This is a genomic window from Bacillus infantis NRRL B-14911, assembly GCF_000473245.1.
GTDB lineage: Bacteria > Bacillota > Bacilli > Bacillales > Cytobacillaceae > Bacillus_AB > Bacillus_AB infantis.
This window is the reverse complement of sequence record NC_022524.1, coordinates 3885985-3904144: the sequence shown is the minus strand read 5'-3', so window position 1 is coordinate 3904144 and position 18160 is coordinate 3885985. Positions and strand designations below refer to the sequence as shown.

Genomic DNA, 18160 nt, shown 5'->3' with positions numbered 1-18160 from the left:
TCCTTTTTTCATTCTATTACCCCTGATTCAAGTATCTCTACATTGCTTGTAACCTTTACGCTCATGCGCTTGTATTCATCTTCCCATTTCTTAAAATCAAAGCCCCTTGTTTTGCTTTTCACAAAAGCGCCAAATCCTACCGGATCAATGCCCTCTTTTTGAAAGCGGGTAATGAGCGCTTCCGTTTCCTTGTCTATAAGATTCTCGAAGTTCTTCTCCACACCCTTGATTTCTTTTATGGTCAGCTGTTCTCCGGAGTATTCCCGGATAATTCCTTTTATGCTTATTTCGACTTTAAATTCATAAGGCTCGCTTTTGATGATTTTAATTTTATGCTTGGATTTAATGCTCTTGATGGCTGCCTGATCGTTCCCGATATTTATCTTATAGGAACCCTCGCTGTACTTGTCTACCAGCAGTTTAAAAAAGAACATTTTCTCTGCATCAATTTCGTCTACCACTTTATCAAATTTAAATAAGGACATTCCTGAAATCTCTACTTTGTCCTTGCCCATATCTTTCAGCTTAGGCAAATAAGCTGTCTTGCCCTGCTGATAGAAAGATGCCAGGAAAATTTGGAGATTGCTTTTGGGGACATCGCGCTGTTCCATATTGTGCTTGAGCAAATTGGAGATATAAATGGCATTGCCCCTTGTCCCATACTCGCCTTTCATGATATCGCCTGCCTTATTATCTGCAACAGCGAGAAATACCCGGGCACCGATGCTTGCATCCCTCTGGAATGAGTCAAGGACATCAATGATACCCCTTTGGGTGAGTTCCTTGCCGAACACGCCTACCTCCAAGCTTCCAGTCACCAGAGGCTCGGACGACTGGCGCTGCATTTCCAGCAGCAGATCCCTGCTCAATGTGGAGGTGCTGGTAAACGTGACATTTTTTACAGGCTGGTCGGGCAGGTAGACTGGGATAAGGGCAGTGCCCTTCAATTTATCATCCTCCCAATCATAAGCAATCCCGCTCTCAATATTTAAATCATCAATAATTTCTTTTTCCAGGCACCCGCTCAGCAGTATACAGACCGCAAGGAGGGATAAATAACTGGATAATTTCATTTTTTCCTCACCTTCTTTGCAACGAGGCTGCCGGCAAACAACAAAGGAACATAGCCGTAATTAAAATAGAAGCCAAATTGGGAAGAGATATTATTGAGGAGATCAATCTGCTCCCTGGTCTCAAATATATTGGCAACAGCAAGGCAAATAAGGACGATGCCAATGACGTTCTTGCGCTGCTGGATGCCCGCGACCCGTTTGACGATCCTGCTTGCCCCCCAAATCGCCAGGCAGGCATTTGGGAGAATGATTAAATTCCAGTTGGCAATCCCGATATATTCAAACCGCTCAACAAAAGGCATTTCAACAATTTTCCACATCGTCAATGTTGCCCAGACAGTTTTCTGCAGCTGCTTTTCAGAAAAATAGCCGAAGGTAATGATTGTCAGGATGACATATAGTGAGGTTGTGGTGAAAATGGCCAGATGTGCCCATTTTTTTGATTTGCCCGGATCCTTTAAAAATGGATAGACAAGCAATAAGATTTCATAGCCAAGATACGTCAGCGACATATCTCTTGCTGCAAGTGCAATATCCTTAATGGAATGGTCCAATACAGGAAAAAGATTGCGATAATCGCTGAATGGAATTGCAAAGGCGAAGGTAAGCATCAGATAGCTGGGAAGAATGGCGCCAAGAAAGGCGACGCCTGTGACTGTACGCAGGCCCCCGCTGACTACATATGCTGCCAGGGCCAAAAAGCCGAAAGAAAACCAGAAGGTGCTCAATTCCGGGAACAGCCAGACTTGGATGACTTCGATATATGTTCTTATGATTGTAGTAGTCAGCAGGATATAATAGGCAGAAAAAGCAAGGCTGACTATTTTTCCGATTTTCTTTCCAAAGACGTATGAGTTGATGGATATTAAATCTCCTCCTGCGTTTTCGGCTGTCTTATACATCATCCAGAGAATGATATGGATAGAGGCGCCGGCCGCAATGACTGACATCCATGCATCATAGCCGGCTGTTTTGGCAATGATCCGCTGATACCCAAGAACGCCGATGCCTATCTGTATGGATACAATAATATAAAATATCAGGAAGGGAGATATTTTCACATTTTCAGGCAAGGACTGCTTCATAGCCATAACCCTCCGTTTTACTCATCAATGTCTTTCTTTTGCTGAGCCTTCTTTTTTGAAAAACGCCTTGGCTGCTCTGGCCGGACATATACCGGCCTTTTTGACTGCTTTGAAAATGGCAGGCGGATGAGCGCATCCTTTAAATCAGGTACTCTGAGGGGATAGATCGGCTCAAGGAATGGCCGGCCCAGCGATGTCAGCCTGATCAGATGCGTCATAAGGATGCAGAAGCAAAATACAATCCCGAGGAGCCCCCATAACTCGGCCAGGAAAAGGAAGGGGAACCGCAAAAGGCGGATCGTGTTGCCCATCCGGTAGACTGGTGTAGTAAAAGACGCCAGGGCAGAGAGAGCTACGATGATGAGAAGGACGTTGCTCGTCAGGCCGGCTTCAACAGAAGCTGTCCCGATAACGATTCCTCCTACGATACCGATTGTCTGGCCTACCTTGGTAGGAAGCCGTGCACCGGCCTCACGCAGCAATTCTATAGTCAATTCAAGGAATAGTGCCTCCAGGATTGGCGGCAGCGGAATCTCTCTCCTGGAAGTGATCAGCGTGCTCATCAGATCCTTTGGTATCAGTTCATAATGATAAGACAGTGTAGCAACATATATGGGTGTGATTAAAATGGAAAAGGCAACCGCAAACAGGCGGACAAGCCTGAAAAAGGAAGATAAATACCAATTCAGATAATAATCTTCAAAAGAACTGAAATATTCCACAAGCGTCGTCGGGCATATCAGCACTTGCGGGGAGCCGTCCACCACAATGGCGATCTTTCCTTCTGCAAGGATGCCGGAAACCCGGTCCGGCCTTTCCGAATCCAGGATTTGCGGAAATATTGTATTCTGATTGTCGGCTATGATTTCGACAATATAAGAACTGTCCATGATATGGTCAATCTCAATATCCTTCAGGCGCTGCCGCACCGTGTTAACATTCTCATTGTCGGCAATTCCTTCGATATACAGGACGGCGACCTTCGTTTTAGACAGCTTTCCGATTGTATACTGCTCGATGATCAGTTCTTTAATGGACAGTCTTTTCCGGATCAGGTTCAAGTTCTGGTCAATAGCTTCTACAAAGGCCTCCTTCGGGCCGATGACACTGAACTCCACCTCAGGCTGGGTCAGGCTTCTGACAACTTCCTTCTGGGCTGCAACAAATGCAAAATGCTTTACTTCTGTTTCAATCGTCACCATTACATAGCCATTGAATAGCTTCTGTTCAATATCTGAAGGGTCCTCGGAGACACTTACATCTGGAATAGGAATAATCTTTTTGACATCCTCGATCCGGGTAAATTCCTCTCCCTGAAGATAAGGAAGGACCCCTTCTTGGAGGATGCTCTCATCCACAAGTGTAGACATAAAGGAAAAGCCGAATCTCAGTCCCGTTTTCTGGTTATAATAGAAAGTCTTTTTATAGTCCTCAGATTTAACAAGTGACTCTTCCCAGTCTTTATACTCGACATCCTTTTGGATGCGTGGCTTTTTCATCCAGCTTTTCTTTTTCACTCATATCACCGCATCTTTTTAGCGTTACCGATATTGTTGCCAAAGTTGGAATAGTTATGAACGAATGCAAATAAAAAAAGGATCCGTTTCCGGGTCCTTTTGGCTGCTATATAGAAGAGGGGGCTTCTGTTAAGCAGGAATTCCTTATTTAATCATGAATTTTTCAATATCATCAAGCATGAGATTGGCTGCAAGGACACCGCCTGCTGTATTCCAGATGGTATCATCCACTTTGTATACATTTCCTGCCTTAGCAACTTCAAGATTTTTGAAGAGCGGGTCTTCAATCCATTCTTTTTCCACATCTGTTGCTTCGCCGTCCCCTTCTTCATAGGTGAAGTAGAAGAGAGCGTCTCCGTCCATGGCCGGAATTCGTTCTTTAGTGGCATTCTTCTCGGCAAAATCATCTACATCCTGGCTTTCAGGGCGGGCAAAACCGATCTGATCAAGAATGACACCCGAGAAAGAATCTTTATGATAGATGCGGACATCTCCGGCCATGAAGCGGACCATGGAGATTTCCTTGTTCACATCATCGCCGAGTTTTTCCTTTATATCAGCGATGCGCTGATCATAATCGGCAATGACCTGCTTGCCTTCTTCCTCTTTATTGATGGCTTTGGCGTAAAGCTCGAAGTTTTCCTTCCAATTGCCGCGCAATGTTTCCGCAAAAACGGTCGGGGCAATTGACTTCAGCTGATCGTAAATCTTTTCCTGGCGCATCTTGTTTCCGATGATCAAGTCCGGCTCAAGAGCTGCGATGGCTTCCACATTCACTTCACTCTCTAGTCCGACAACCTGGACATCTTTCATCTGGTCTGAAATATGGTCATACCAGGGATCACCAGTCCAGGACTGGACAGCCCCAACAGGAGTGACGCCCATGGCAAGAAGTGCCTCAGTTCCTTCGTTTGTCAGAATGACAATTTTTTCAGGTGCTTTTTCTAAAGTTTCAGTTCCCATTGCATGTTCTACTGTGTAGCTTGTATCTTCGCCGCTTCCGGATGATGAATCTTTGCTGTCTGCCGCTTCATCCTCGGCAGCGCCTCCGCAGGCAGCCAGCATCAGGATGGCTATAAGTGAAAACAGCCCAAGATAAATTTTGCTCAGCTTCATATATGTATCCTCCTATATGTGATTAATTGATAATCATTTTCAATGACTTTCTTATCATAAAATGAAAGCGTTCAAACTGTCAACAGGTTAATGAAAATGATTCTCAAACTCATTGACAGAGTATGCCGATTCCCCTAGACTTATTAATAGAGAAAAACTGTTATTTGTTTATAAAAGAGTGCAGAAAGGTTTACGCAGGATGCTATTAAAAAAAACAGGGCATAAATGGCTCGGGCTGTTTATTTCAATACTGATACTTCTATTACTAATGTGTGCCAGCATAGTGTATGGCTATACAGATACTACCTGGAAAATGGCCTTCGAAGCTTTTTCGGCATTCGATGGATCTAATGAACATATTATCCTCCAATCAGTCCGCCTTCCGCGGGCACTGATTGGTGCTGCTACAGGAGCAAGCCTGGCGATTTCCGGGGCGCTCATGCAGACGCTGACAAAGAATCCGCTCGCATCGCCGAGCGTATTTGGAGTAAATGCAGGCGCCGGCTTTGCAGTTGTGCTGGCCGTATCTGTGTTCTCCGTTTCCAGCCTCCAGGCGTACACCTGGATCTCTTTTGCAGGCGCAGCCGCAGCCGCTGCAGCTGTGTATGGAATCGGTTCTGTCGGGCGTGAGGGGCTCACCCCTATGAAGCTGACGCTGGCAGGCGCTGCAATGAGCGCCATGTTTTCAGCTTTCACACAAGGTTTGCTTGTGGTCAACGAAGCTGCGCTGGAACAGGTGCTCTTTTGGCTTGCGGGTTCAGTGTCAGGAAGGAAGCTGGAGTCTCTCACAGCTGTACTGCCATACTTTGCTGCAGGCTGGATTGGATCCCTGTTCCTTGCGAAAAAGCTGAATGTCATATCAATGGGAGAAGATGTTGCCAAAGGGCTGGGCCTTCGCACAGGCTGGACGAAGCTATTCGCTGGTGCCGCGATCATCCTTTTGGCTGGCGGCGCTGTTGCTGTAGCGGGCCCGATTGTTTTTGTCGGCATTGTGATCCCTCACCTGGCAAGAGCAGTGGTGGGGATCGACCATAGATGGGTGATCCCATTTTCCGCCGTTATGGGGGGAATCCTCCTTGTTGCGGCAGATATTTCTGCCAGATATATCATCATGCCGCAGGAAGTCCCTGTCGGTGTCATGACCGCCATCATCGGCACCCCGTTCTTTGTTTATATCGCCAGAAGGGGGTTTGGCAGCTGATGTCCAAGTATATGAATTTCAGGATATTCAAAGGCAGGATTTCCTTCCTGGCTGACCGTAAATCACTTTTTACCATAATCATTCTCGCTGCCGCTGCTTTCCTTGTCTTTCTTTTCAGCACAGGCACGGGGGAGATGAAAATAAATCCGCTCAAAGTGCTGCAGGTCCTTTTTGGCGGAGGGACGAATATGGAGCAGCTGGTCATCAAGAACTTCCGCCTGCCAAGAATTATTGTTGCCCTTATGGTGGGAATAGGGCTTGCTGTTGCCGGGGGCATTCTTCAGGGGATGATCAGGAACCCGCTTGCTTCACCTGACATCATCGGGATCACCGGAGGCGCATCTGTCGCCGTTGTGGCTTTCCTGGCGATATTCAGTGATGATAATAATGCCTTGACCGTAAGTATAGAATGGATGCCTGTTGCCGCTTTCGCAGGCGCTGCCGCCATTGCTTTCCTTGTCTATCTTCTGGCATGGAAAAATGGATCATCACCAATCAGGCTTGTGCTGATCGGAATAGGGATATCCACCCTCACCCAGGCGCTTACTAATCTGATGATGATCCTTGGCCCCATCCACCAGGCTTCACAGGCCAATATATGGATCACGGGTACTGTCCACGGATCGAATTGGGATAATGTTAAAATTATTGTCCCATGGATCATCCTATTATCGGCACTGGCTATGATATTTGCCCGCAACCTGAACATCCAGGAGCTTGGGGATGATGTGGCCACCGGGATCGGCGGAGCAGTGCAGCGCCACAGATTCATCATGCTGATGCTCAGCACAGGCCTGATCGGCGGATCTGTAGCATTCGCCGGAGGGATTGGATTTGTCGGGCTCATGGCTCCCCATATCGCAAGGAGGCTCGTCGGATCATCATTCGGTGCCCTGCTGCCGACTGCCGGCCTGATTGGGGGCATACTTGTAATGGCAGCCGATCTGATAGGCAGGACACTGTTCTCGCCCCTTGAAATTCCGGCAGGTGTGTTTACTGCCAGCATCGGGGCGCCGTATTTTATTTACTTATTATTTAAAACCCGAAATGGATAGCATATAAGAATATCAGCCATTGGATGAAAAGATAAAAAAGGAGAGAGCGCTATGACCGCCGGGCAGGCTATTTCAACAAAAGAGCTGACACTTTCATATGGGGACACCATTATCATAAATGAACTGGAGCTGGAAATCCCAAAGGGGGAAATCACAGTATTCATCGGAGGGAACGGCTGCGGGAAATCAACCCTGCTGCGTTCGATTGCAAGGCTTTTGAAGCCGAAATCAGGTTCAGTCCTGCTTGAAGGAAAAGCCATCTCCAAGCTGTCCACAAAGGATGTAGCAAGAAGGATGGCCATACTGCCGCAATCGCCATCTGCACCAGAAGGGCTGACTGTCCTGCAGCTTGTGAAACAGGGGAGATATCCGCATCAGACATGGCTGAAGCAATGGACCGAAGATGATGAAGCAAAGGTGAATGATGCGCTTGCTGCAACCGGGATCGAGCACCTGAAGGACCGCACAGTCGATTCCCTGTCCGGCGGCCAGAGGCAGAGGGCATGGATTGCCATGACACTTGCGCAGGATACCGATATCATCCTTCTGGATGAGCCCACGACTTACCTGGATATGACCCATCAGATTGAAATCCTTGACCTTCTGTTTGAACTAAACGAAAGGGAGAACAGGACAATCCTGATGGTGCTGCATGACTTAAATCTTGCCTGCCGCTATGCCCATAATATAGTAGCAATCAAGGATAAAGAGATTTTTGCCCAGGGCAAGCCCGAGTTCGTCATCAATTGCAGCCTTGTCCGCAATGTATTCGGAATGGAATGCGAAGTGACGATGGATCCGCTTTTCGGCACGCCATTGTGCATCCCGTACGGAAAAGGCAGATGCATTCTGAAGAAGCCTGAGGCAGCCAGTGTCTGAATCAGCCCCGGCTTTACACAGGCTTAAAGATTTCCGTCTTGTCCGGGAGGAAAACGATGCCCCTCTCTCTGTAAACACAGGGCATCTTCTACAGCCAGGGGAAATGGAAATATATCTGAACAGGCTTGCGAAAGAGCTTGATGCACCTCTCCCAGCCGCAGGTTCACTTTTTATGAAAAGATACAGCTTTCTGGCAGTAATCTATTTATATAGCTTCACAGCCGGAAATTGCAGGCTTGATGTATCATTTTCCAATATCACTGTGGTATCAGGCTATAAAAATGGAATGTGGCTCCCAGGCTTTTATTTGAATGATACAAGTTCCGTTCAAACAGAGTCTGAACCCCGTGAAGAGCGGAGGGAAGAATGTTTTGAAGCTTTATTTTCAGAACATATGCAAATTCTGCTGGAAAGAGTATCTAAAGCCGCTGGAGTCTCCAGATACATTTTGTGGGAAAACATAGCCGTTTACATCTATTGGCTCTACGAATCAGTCCTCGCTGGTGAACATGATGAGGTGAAAGCAAGAGGTGCGGATGATTTTGCCTGTCTCCTGGGATTGCCCGGAAAACTATTCGGCATAAAGGACAATCCTTTAAAAAAGTACCATTCGCCTGAGAAGGAAGCAAAGATGAGGAAGACATGCTGCCTTTCAAATCTCATAGATGATTCAATGCGGTGCACCACCTGCCCAAAGTCATGGGGGCTGAGTGAAAGGGGAGTTTAATATGGATCCAAAATTCAAAGAAGAAATAGAAGGCCTTTATAGTAAATATACAGAACTTCTTGTTGGCGAAGCTAATGAGGAAATGACTGAAAAGGTGAAGGTATGGATTCTTTATAATCATATCGCGAAGTCCATGCCAGCACTTGCCCGCCATTGGAATGGATCCTGCCCGGAGTCGAAGGATTCGGTGAAGAAGCTGATCATGGAAATCAAGGAGCTTAATGAAGCAAAGCGTAAAGAAGAGAATAACAGAAGCGACTAATGAAGGATCTTCCAGGGCGGAAGGTCCTTTTATTATGCAGCTTTGCTATACAAGAAAAAGCTGGAAGAGCAGAATGAAAGGCAGGGAGCAGCATTTAATAGAGGCCGGAAAAAGCGAGATTACAGTAAATAGAAGAGTTTGGCCATCAGCCGACAAATCTCGCTAAATTTCTCGGAAAATTATATTCAAATAAAGAGAAAGATGATAGAATTATGGTTATCAAAGGCACATTTCAGAAAATTGACCATATACAAAATTGAATGTGATCCATGAATCATGATCCTTTGCCACTGCCCGGATTTCGCTGAAAGACAGGGCTTAATTATCCAAAATGTATGCGTTTTCAAGGGGGAGCCATTATGGAACAAGTAATGAGGGACTTTTTTCTCTTTTTATCCAAAAATAAATCGCTGACAAAGCTTGCGAAGAAGTACGGCCTTCGTTTTGGGGCCAGCCGCTTCGTTGCGGGGGAAATGATCAGCCAGGCAGTCAACGTAATTAAAGATCTTAACAGCAAGGGTCTTGTGGTGACCATTGATTATTTGGGCGAATTCGTGGACAATGAGGCAGAAGCAAGGGAAATGGCGGATAACTCAATTTTGGCAATCGAAGCAATCGGCCGTGAAGGAATCAATTCACAGCTGTCGCTCAAAATGACGAGCATGGGCCTTGATATTTCCGATGATGTGGTAATGGGGAATATGAGGCGCATCCTGGAAGCAGCCAAGAAAAACGGCGTGTTTGTCACGATTGATATGGAAGACTATTCACGCTGCCAGAAGACACTTGATATCTTCAAGCAGCTTAAATCGGAATACGATAATATCGGGACAGTCATCCAGGCCTATTTGTACAGGACAGAGGGCGACATGGACGACCTAAACCAATATTCGCCCAATCTGAGGCTTGTAAAGGGTGCTTATAAAGAATCCCCGGAGGTTGCATTCCCGGAAAAGAAAGACGTGGATGAAAACTTCAAGAAAATCATCAAAATGCATCTCCTGAACGGCAACTACACAGCCGTTGCCACCCATGATGATGCAATTATCGACTATACAAAGCAGCTGGTCAGGGATCATAACATCCCGAACAGCCAATTTGAATTCCAAATGCTTTATGGCATCCGCAATGAGCGGCAGCTGGAGCTGGCCAATGAAGGCTATAAAATGAGGGTATACGTCCCTTATGGAACAGACTGGTACGGCTATTTCATGCGCAGGCTCGCAGAACGCCCGGCCAATGTGGCATTCGTGTTGAAGGGTATGGTTAAGAAATAGGTATGTAAGGCCCAGCGGGGATCTGCTGGGCTTTTTTGATGTTTTGATGTGGAGCTGGCTGGTGGTGTGGACGGGGGAGTCGCAAATAAAATGGAGAAGTCGCAAATAAAAATTGTGAGTCGCAAATATAAGGTTCCGTCAAGAATTATGTGTAAGCATATGCACTTCATGAGTTATCGTTATTTAGTTTAGGGGGGAGTCAGGCAGCCGAGGCTGCCTGACTCCCTGACTATGCGTTTTATGACTTTGGATATCGCTCATCAAACATGTTCAATATTGTTTCATAGGCCAAGCCGAATCCACCGAGTTTCCTTCTTGCCCATCGATCATTATAATCGATAGAAGTAAGGTATATAATCTTCTCGGCTGCTTCAATATTAGGTAAGCTGTTCATTGTCTTTAACCTTTTACGCACTTCCTTGTTGGTACGCTCAATTAGGTTTGTTGTGTATATATACTTTTGGATTTCCTCAGGGTAGTGTAAAAAAGTTAGGAGGACTGGGAGATCCTCTTCCCATGAGGCCAGTTCCCGGCTATAAGTCTTTTTCCATTTCTCCTTAATCTCTTTCAACACTTTTTCTGCTTCTTCGAATGTGCTTGAAGTGTATACTCTTTTTAAATCCAAGCTTAGCTCTGCCTGATCCTTTTTTCGTGCTTTATTCATAGTGGAACGTACCTTATGAACAACGCAGCGTTGAACATCAGCTTTTGGAAAAATGGATTTAAAGGCCTCTTCGAGACCTGGAAGTCCATCAAATACGCCAACTAAAACTTCCTGGACGCCTCTTTTACGTAAGTCCAGAAGGATCTCCTGCCAGCCGTTTGATGATTCCACTCCGCCTACATAAAATCCAAGGATTTCCCGATGGCCTTCTGGAGTAATACCTAAAACAATATAAACAGCCTCTTTGCCTACAGTATCTCTGCGGACTTTTACGAATAGCGCATCAAGAAATAAAGCACAGTAACGTTTCTTCAGAGGCCGATTCTGCCATTCAATAACGTCCTCCATAACAGCCGAAGTGATATTGGAGATTGTCCCTGGGGAATATTGTTCACCAAGCAAACTTTTCATGATCAGCCCAACCTGCCGAACACCAACTCTATGTTGATAGAGCTGGACAACGAGTTCATCTACGGCCACCATACGTCTTTTATAGGGTTCGAACATCTGGGTAGTAAAATCGCCCTTACGATCACGGGGAACTGCCAGATCCTCAATCCGGCCATAAATGGTGTCAAGAGTCCGTGAATAATACCCATTACGTGAGTTTTCTTCGCCGACAGGCTCATTTTCTAGGACATTCTTTATCTCTTCACGCAAGATATTTTCTGCTTTCTCTTTAAGGAGGTCCTGCATAGAAAGTTTAAGGATATTGGCAAAATCAAGGTCGTCTATGTTAAAATGGGGCATGGATAAAGTGCTCCTCTCCTAAGGTTATTGTGGTGATAACTCAGAGGGTACTTTGTCCTTTTTTATTTGTCTAGAAAAAGGTCTTACACATACTTTTATACACCATCAATATAATCAGAAAGTCGCAAATAAAAGCTGAAACACGCAAATAAATCGGAAATCTCGCAAATAAAGGAGGCCGGATGCGTCGGTTGGCTACCCTTGTGCAAGGAGAGAGTCCCTAAAAACCGGCAGGCGTTTAGTGATAGTGGCGGAAAGCGGCCAGTTGCTAATAAAAGCTGAAAGTTGCTAATAAAATCCAGAAGTTGCTAATAAAACAAAAAAGTTGCTAATAAATCACCAAACTTGCTAATAAACCCCAAAAGTTGCTAATATCCTCAAATACAACCCACTAAAGCCCCCGCCAACCCTCCACAAACCCCCTGATCACCCAAATCTCCCCTTTAATTTCCATCTCATCCACCTCGCCACCCCTCATAAGTCATAAAAAAAGAGAGCGGCCTCCCGCTCCCCTGCAGCAATTCTTACTTCTTATACTGATTGTTCTGGCTGTTTCTTTTTCCTCCGCCGTCACGTTCAACTGTCGGGCCTGCGTCACCTTTTACGCTGGCGGCGCTCACGCCTGCTTTTGAAGGGTTTTTCTTATGCTTCATCCTGTTCACCTCCTGCCTGCCAATCTCGGCTATCGGGGAATGCCCGCCCGAAGAACGGCAATTGCCAGATGTCAGCGCCGTTCCTTATTGGGTGAGCTTCCATACTAGGTTGTCCATTCAAAGATAATTCACTATAAGCCAGAGATTGTAAATTTTAATAAATTTCACTGCTAAATATTGCGAAAATTTCAGAAATATCTTATAGTATTAACTAACAGAACTCATTCTCTGCCATTTTTTTTATCAGGAAAATGAATGAGTGTTCATTCAAAAGTGTCAAAGGGGGAAACAAAATTGATCCAACAAATTAAGAAGGCAGCAGTATTAGGTTCCGGCGTAATGGGTTCGGGCATTGCTGCACACTTGGCGAACATTGGCATCCCGACATTGCTGCTGGATATCGTGCCTCGTGAATTAAATGAGGCAGAGCAGAAGAAAGGCCTGACTTTGGAGGATAAAGCTGTCAGAAACAGGATCAGCCAGGGAGCGCTGCAAAAGCTTCTTAAGCAGAAGCCGGCTCCGCTCACATCCAAAAAAAGCCTTGCGCTGCTTGAAGCCGGCAATTTTGAAGATGATATGGAAAGTTTAAAAGATGTCGACTGGATTATCGAAGTAGTCGTCGAAAATCTGGATATAAAAAAGCAGGTATTTGCGAAAGTTGACCAGTTCAGGAAGCCTGGCAGCATTGTCAGCTCCAACACTTCCGGAATATCCGTCAACAGCATGGCTGAAGGAAGATCTGATGATTTCCAGAAGCACTTTATCGGCACCCACTTCTTCAATCCGCCGCGCTATCTAAAACTGCTGGAAGTAATTCCTGCAAAAACGACAGCACCTGAAGTCCTTTCTTTTATGAAGAAGTTTGGTGAAGATGTACTGGGCAAAGGCGTGGTTGAAGCAAAGGATACACCGAATTTCATCGGAAACCGCATCGGGACATACGGCCTTCTGATCACAGTCCAGGAAATGCTCAAGGGCGGCTATAGTGTAGGAGAGGTAGACTCTGTGACAGGTCCCCTGATCGGCAGGCCGAAAAGCGCTACATTCCGGACTCTGGATGTGGTTGGGCTTGATACGTTCATCCATGTGGCGAACAACGTATATGAACAGGTGGACGGCAAGGAAAAAGAGGCCTTTGAAGTGCCGGCATTCATGAAGCAGATGCTTGAGAATGGCTGGCTTGGAAGCAAATCAGGACAGGGGTTCTTTAAGAAAGAAGGAAAAGAAATCCTTGAACTCAATCCGGACACACTTGAGTACGGGCCGCGCCAAAAGCTGAAAGCTGCTTCGGTTGAAATGAGCAAACAGGAAAAAGGGCTGGCCAATAAATTGAAAGCGCTTGTATATGCGGATGACAAAGCCGGACAGCTTCTCTGGAATATCCTCAGCCCGGCGCTGCTGTACTCTGCTGAGCTGCTTGGCGAAATTGCAGATGATGTCATAAGTATTGATAAAGCGATGAAATGGGGCTTTGGCTGGCAAATGGGCCCGTTCGAAACTTGGGATAGCATCGGCCTCGAGAAATCAGTCGGCAAAATGGAGGCAGAGGGCAAGGAAGTCCCTGCATGGATCAAGGAAATGCTCTCAAATGGGCATACATCCTTCTATAAAGAAGAAAACGGGGATATTTCTTTCTATAAAAACGGCGAGTATGTGCCGGAAGAAGAAAATCCAAAAAATATCAATTTAAAGAAGCTTAAAAAGCAAAAGGGAGTCATCAAGAAGAATACTGGCGCAAGCCTGTTAGACCTTGGGGATGGGGTTGCCCTTCTTGAATTCCATTCACAAAGCAATGCCATCGGACTTGATATCATCCAGATGATCAATTTTGCTGTTGATGAGGTTGAAAAGAACTATAAAGGCCTTGTAATCGGAAACCAGGGCAAGAATTTCTCCGTGGGCGCCAACCTGGCGATGATCCTGATGGAGGCGCAGGATGATAATGTTTTTGAACTGGATATGGTTGTCCGTCATTTCCAGCAGGCGATGATGAAAATCAAGTACAGCACCAAGCCGGTAGTGGCTGCACCATTTGCCATGACACTTGGCGGAGGTGCGGAAATATGCCTGCCGGCAGCACACATCCAGGCTTCGATGGAAACGTATATGGGGCTTGTGGAAGCCGGGGTCGGCCTCATCCCTGGCGGAGGCGGCAACAAGGAGCTGTATATCAAGCATCTTGAAGGCATGCCAAACGGAGTGGAGTTTGACCTGCAAAAAGTGGCCAACAAAGTATTTGAAAGCATTGCTATGGCCAAGGTATCAACTTCAGGGGAGGAAGCAAGGGAAAATAACTTCCTGGGAGCTGCAGACGGAATCAGCGTGAACGGAGACCATCAGCTGTATGATGCAAAGCAGGCTGTACTTGCTCTCCATGAACAAGGCTATACGCCGCCGGTAAGGAAGAAGATTCCTGTAGTCGGTGAAACGGGATATGCGACGCTTCTCCTTGGAGCACAGGCGATGCTGTATTCCGGCTTTATTTCTGAACATGATTTAAAAATTGCCCAAAAACTGGCGTATGTCATTGCCGGCGGCAAGGTGCCATACGGGACGGAAGTTGATGAACAGTATCTTCTGGATCTGGAAAGAGAAGCTTTCCTCAGCCTGGTAGCGCAGCCGAAATCCCAGCAGCGCATGCAGCATATGCTTGTAAAAGGAAAGCCATTGCGCAACTGACATATTAACAGATTGATAGATTAAATCTCGAACATCCATAGAAAGAGAGGGAATGAACGATGAGAGAAGCAGTTATTGTTGCTGGTGCCAGGACGCCCGTCGGCAAAGCGAAAAAAGGAACGCTCGCCCATGTCCGTCCAGATGATTTGGGGGCACTGGCTGTAAAAGAAACCTTAAGGCGTGCCGGAGGCTATGAAGGCAACATTGATGACTTGATTATCGGCTGTGCCATGCCGGAGGCTGAGCAGGGGCTGAATATGGCCCGCAATATCGGGGCGCTTGCCGGGCTGCCACATACAGTGCCGGCAGTAACAGTAAACCGTTATTGTTCTTCCGGCCTGCAGACCATTGCTTATGCTGCAGAAAAAATCATGGTAGGCAGTGCGGACACTGTCATCGCAGGCGGGGCTGAATCAATGAGCCTTGTGCCGATGATGGGCCATGTGGTCCGTCCGAATGCAAAGCTCGCGGAAAGTGCACCTGAATATTATATGGGCATGGGGCATACGGCAGAAGAAGTGGCCAAAAAATACGGCATCAGCCGTGAAGACCAGGATGCTTTCGCGGTCCGGAGCCATCAGCGAGCGGCAAAAGCGATCCAGGAAGGCAAGTTCCAGGATGAAATTGTGCCGGTGGATGTGACCTTCCGTTCAGTCGGAAAGGACAATAAGCTTGTTGAGAAAAACGTTCAATTCACTACAGATGAGGGAGTGCGCCCTGATTCAACGGTCGATACGCTCGGCAAGCTCCGTCCAGCTTTTTCTGTCACAGGTTCAGTTACAGCAGGAAACTCATCACAGACAAGCGACGGCGCTGCCGCGGTCATGGTGATGGACCGCGAGAAAGCAGATTCCCTCAGCCTGAAGCCGATGGCCAAGTTCAGAAGCTTTGCCGTTGGCGGTGTGCCTCCAGAAGTAATGGGAATCGGGCCGATTGTGGCCATTCCTAAAGCACTGAAGCTTGCCGGCCTGGAGCTGTCTGATATCGGCCTGTTCGAACTGAATGAGGCATTTGCATCTCAATCCATCCAGATTATCAGGGAGCTTGGCCTTGATGAGGATAAGGTGAATGTAAACGGCGGAGCAATTGCACTTGGTCACCCGCTTGGCTGTACAGGTGCAAAATTGACGCTAACGCTTCTGCACGAAATGAAGCGCCGCAATCAGCAGTTCGGGGTTGTCACAATGTGCATCGGCGGCGGCATGGGTGCAGCGGGCGTATTCGAGCTTATCTAAAAGACAGCAATTATAGTAAAAATATGGTATTCAATAAAAAACCGGAGCCAGCGCTCCTTCAATTGAATGGAGGAATAAAGATGTCTAACCAGACAGAAAACGTAATCAAAGGCGGAAGCTTCCTGATTGAAGATGTATCTTATGACCGTGTGTTTACACCGGAGGATTATACTGATGAACAGAAAATGATTGCCAAGACAACTGAAGATTATGTGGTAAATGAAGTGGTCCCGCAGGTTGAACACCTGGAGAACCATGAGTTCGACCGCTCTGTTAAGCTGCTGAAGCAGGCAGGGGACCTTGGGCTCCTTGGTGCAGATGTGCCGGAAGAGTACGGCGGGCTTGGCCTTGATAAGGTAAGCTCAGCTCTTATCGCTGAAAAAATGTCCCGTGCAGGCGGATTCTCAATCACCCATGGTGCCCATGTGGGAATCGGGTCGCTTCCAATCGTGCTGTTCGGAGATGAAGAACAAAAGCAAAAATATCTGCCTCTTTTGGCGACAGGCGAAAAGATCGCTGCCTATGCACTCACTGAGCCGGGTTCAGGTTCCGATGCACTCGGGGCAAAAACAACTGCAAAATTAAATGCTGAAGGCACTCACTATGTCCTGAACGGTGAGAAGCAATGGATTACCAATGCCGGCTTTGCCGATGTGTTTGTCGTCTATGCGAAAGTGGACGGAGAGCATTTCTCCGCCTTCATCGTTGAGAGGGAGTACCCTGGCGTTTCCACGGGCCCTGAGGAAAAGAAAATGGGCATCAAGAGCTCTTCCACAAGGACGCTGATCCTGGAAGATGCACAAGTGCCGAAGGAAAATCTGCTGGGTGAACTTGGCAAGGGGCATATCATCGCTTTCAATATCCTGAATATCGGCCGCTACAAGCTTGGAGTAGGAGCAGTAGGAGCTTCCAAGCGCGCGTACGAGGTTACTGTACAATATACAAATCAGCGCCAGCAGTTCAAAACGCCGATTTCCCAATTCAACCTTACGAAAGAGAAGCTTGCCAATATGGCTGCAAAGCTGTATGCGGCTGAGAGCTCTGTCTACCGTACAGTCGGTTTGTTCGAGGACCGGATGAGCAGGCTTACAGAGGAAGAAGTAAAGAACGGCAAGGAAGTTGCCAACTCGATTGCAGAGTACGCAATCGAATGCTCCCTGAACAAGTTTTTTGCCACAGAAGTCCTTGACTATATTGCCGATGAAGGCGTGCAGCTGCATGGCGGCTATGGTTTCATGGCTGAATATGAAATTGAAAGGATCTACCGCGATTCCCGCATCAACAGGATTTTTGAAGGTACAAACGAAATCAACCGCCTTCTTGTGCCTGGCACTTACCTGCGCAAGGCTTTCAAAGGAGAGCTGCCATTATTCCAGAAAGCTCAGGCGCTCCAGGAAGAGCTGATGATGCTGATGCCTGAGGAGCCTGGAGATGAGCCTTTGGCACAGGAAAAATATTTGGTGAAGAATGCCAAGAAAATCGGCTTGCTTGCAGCAGGGCTTGCAGCACAGAAGTTTGGCAAAGCGATTGAAAAAGAGCAGGAAATCCTGGTCAATATTGCAGACATCGTTTCCAATGCCTATGCAATGGAATCAGCGGTTCTCCGTACAGAAAAGGCTATCAGCAAGGACGGCGCTGAAAAGAGCAAGCAAAAGCTTCTCTACACACAGATTTTCTGCCAGGAGGCATTCAATAAGATCGAACAGGATGCGAAAGAGACTTTGGTTGCTGCAGAGGATGGGGACGCACTGCGCATGATGCTTTCCGCTCTCCGTAAATTTACCCGCCACACACCGATCAATCTGATCGCCAAAAAGCGCGAGGCTTCAGAGAAGCTGATCGACGCTGAGCGTTATGTACTGTAATCAGAAATAAATAGGAGTTATCCTTAACTGAAAATGCAAATACGCATTGCTCCTCTATCCGGAGGGGCAATTGCTGTTTTTGGACACTTCAATCTGACGAAATTTTTAAAACTCAAGGTTAT

At 46.8% G+C, this 18160-nt stretch carries 15 protein-coding genes; 9 read left to right on the top strand and 6 right to left on the bottom strand.

What is annotated here, in order from left to right:
- Window positions 1-8 precede the first annotated feature (8 nt).
- From N288_RS19755 to N288_RS19740, 4 genes are all read right to left on the bottom strand, one after another.
- Window positions 9-1073 carry a Ger(x)C family spore germination protein gene (locus tag N288_RS19755; RefSeq protein WP_009793144.1) on the bottom strand — a complete coding sequence of 355 codons (1065 nt, stop codon included), beginning with the start codon at window positions 1071-1073 and terminating at the stop codon, window positions 9-11.
- A complete protein-coding gene (locus N288_RS19750; RefSeq protein WP_022544360.1) occupies window positions 1070-2158 on the bottom strand; it encodes a GerAB/ArcD/ProY family transporter in 1089 nt (362 codons plus the stop codon). Before N288_RS19750 ends, N288_RS19755 begins: the two co-directional genes overlap by 4 nt.
- A gap of 17 nt (window positions 2159-2175) precedes the next feature.
- Window positions 2176-3657, bottom strand: a complete 1482-nt coding sequence (locus tag N288_RS19745; protein WP_035402201.1) for a spore germination protein — start codon at window positions 3655-3657, stop codon at window positions 2176-2178.
- A 162-nt stretch (window positions 3658-3819) separates the two neighbouring features.
- Window positions 3820-4791: an ABC transporter substrate-binding protein gene (locus N288_RS19740; RefSeq protein ID WP_009793147.1), complete on the bottom strand. Its 972-nt coding sequence runs from the start codon at window positions 4789-4791 to the stop codon at window positions 3820-3822.
- 199 nt (window positions 4792-4990) lie between these two features.
- Between N288_RS19740 and N288_RS19735 the strand changes: the two genes are divergently transcribed.
- From N288_RS19735 to N288_RS19710, 6 genes are all read left to right on the top strand, one after another.
- Window positions 4991-5992: a FecCD family ABC transporter permease gene (locus tag N288_RS19735; protein WP_022544359.1), complete on the top strand. Its 1002-nt coding sequence runs from the start codon at window positions 4991-4993 to the stop codon at window positions 5990-5992.
- Window positions 5992-7047, top strand: coding sequence for a FecCD family ABC transporter permease (locus N288_RS19730; RefSeq protein ID WP_009793149.1), 1056 nt, complete (start codon window positions 5992-5994; stop codon window positions 7045-7047). Before N288_RS19735 ends, N288_RS19730 begins: the two co-directional genes overlap by 1 nt.
- 51 nt (window positions 7048-7098) lie before the next feature.
- Complete coding sequence (locus tag N288_RS19725) at window positions 7099-7926, top strand: ABC transporter ATP-binding protein (protein ID WP_009793150.1); 828 nt, start codon at window positions 7099-7101, stop codon at window positions 7924-7926.
- Window positions 7919-8653 (top strand): IucA/IucC family C-terminal-domain containing protein, encoded by a 735-nt coding sequence (locus N288_RS19720; protein ID WP_009793151.1) that lies wholly within the window; start codon window positions 7919-7921, stop codon window positions 8651-8653. The genes N288_RS19725 and N288_RS19720 overlap by 8 nt, the downstream gene beginning before the upstream one ends.
- Before the next feature lies 1 nt (window position 8654).
- Window positions 8655-8915, top strand: a complete 261-nt coding sequence (locus N288_RS19715) for a YusU family protein (RefSeq protein WP_009793152.1) — start codon at window positions 8655-8657, stop codon at window positions 8913-8915.
- Between the two features lie 359 nt (window positions 8916-9274).
- Window positions 9275-10192: a proline dehydrogenase family protein gene (locus N288_RS19710; protein WP_009793154.1), complete on the top strand. Its 918-nt coding sequence runs from the start codon at window positions 9275-9277 to the stop codon at window positions 10190-10192.
- A gap of 238 nt (window positions 10193-10430) precedes the next feature.
- Here the strand turns inward: N288_RS19710 and N288_RS19705 are convergent, their stop codons facing one another.
- Window positions 10431-11606, bottom strand: a complete 1176-nt coding sequence (locus tag N288_RS19705) for an IS256 family transposase (protein ID WP_022544358.1) — start codon at window positions 11604-11606, stop codon at window positions 10431-10433.
- A 524-nt stretch (window positions 11607-12130) separates the two neighbouring features.
- Entirely contained in the window at window positions 12131-12259 is a 129-nt protein-coding gene (locus tag N288_RS24880; RefSeq protein WP_009791500.1) for a YuzL family protein, read from the bottom strand.
- A 297-nt stretch (window positions 12260-12556) separates the two neighbouring features.
- Here N288_RS24880 and N288_RS19700 point away from each other — a divergent pair, with 297 nt between their 5' ends.
- From N288_RS19700 to N288_RS19690, 3 genes are all read left to right on the top strand, one after another.
- A complete protein-coding gene (locus N288_RS19700) occupies window positions 12557-14938 on the top strand; it encodes a 3-hydroxyacyl-CoA dehydrogenase/enoyl-CoA hydratase family protein (protein ID WP_035401239.1) in 2382 nt (793 codons plus the stop codon).
- Window positions 14939-14997: 59 nt separating this feature from the next.
- Entirely contained in the window at window positions 14998-16173 is a 1176-nt protein-coding gene (locus N288_RS19695; RefSeq protein ID WP_009791497.1) for an acetyl-CoA C-acetyltransferase, read from the top strand.
- 80 nt (window positions 16174-16253) lie between these two features.
- On the top strand, window positions 16254-18038 hold the full coding sequence (locus tag N288_RS19690; protein WP_009791496.1) for an acyl-CoA dehydrogenase family protein: 1785 nt from the start codon (window positions 16254-16256) through the stop codon (window positions 18036-18038).
- Window positions 18039-18160: the final 122 nt, after the last annotated feature.

Coding starts and splice junctions, on each gene's coding strand:
- N288_RS19755 (WP_009793144.1), bottom strand. CDS start 1,073: ATGAAATTATCCAGTTATTTATCCCTCCTTGCGGTCTGTATACTGCTG.
- N288_RS19750 (WP_022544360.1), bottom strand. CDS start 2,158: ATGAAGCAGTCCTTGCCTGAAAATGTGAAAATATCTCCCTTCCTGATA.
- N288_RS19745 (WP_035402201.1), bottom strand. CDS start 3,657: ATGAAAAAGCCACGCATCCAAAAGGATGTCGAGTATAAAGACTGGGAA.
- N288_RS19740 (WP_009793147.1), bottom strand. CDS start 4,791: ATGAAGCTGAGCAAAATTTATCTTGGGCTGTTTTCACTTATAGCCATC.
- N288_RS19735 (WP_022544359.1), top strand. CDS start 4,991: ATGCTATTAAAAAAAACAGGGCATAAATGGCTCGGGCTGTTTATTTCA.
- N288_RS19730 (WP_009793149.1), top strand. CDS start 5,992: ATGTCCAAGTATATGAATTTCAGGATATTCAAAGGCAGGATTTCCTTC.
- N288_RS19725 (WP_009793150.1), top strand. CDS start 7,099: ATGACCGCCGGGCAGGCTATTTCAACAAAAGAGCTGACACTTTCATAT.
- N288_RS19715 (WP_009793152.1), top strand. CDS start 8,655: ATGGATCCAAAATTCAAAGAAGAAATAGAAGGCCTTTATAGTAAATAT.
- N288_RS19710 (WP_009793154.1), top strand. CDS start 9,275: ATGGAACAAGTAATGAGGGACTTTTTTCTCTTTTTATCCAAAAATAAA.
- N288_RS19705 (WP_022544358.1), bottom strand. CDS start 11,606: ATGCCCCATTTTAACATAGACGACCTTGATTTTGCCAATATCCTTAAA.
- N288_RS24880 (WP_009791500.1), bottom strand. CDS start 12,259: ATGAAGCATAAGAAAAACCCTTCAAAAGCAGGCGTGAGCGCCGCCAGC.
- N288_RS19695 (WP_009791497.1), top strand. CDS start 14,998: ATGAGAGAAGCAGTTATTGTTGCTGGTGCCAGGACGCCCGTCGGCAAA.
- N288_RS19690 (WP_009791496.1), top strand. CDS start 16,254: ATGTCTAACCAGACAGAAAACGTAATCAAAGGCGGAAGCTTCCTGATT.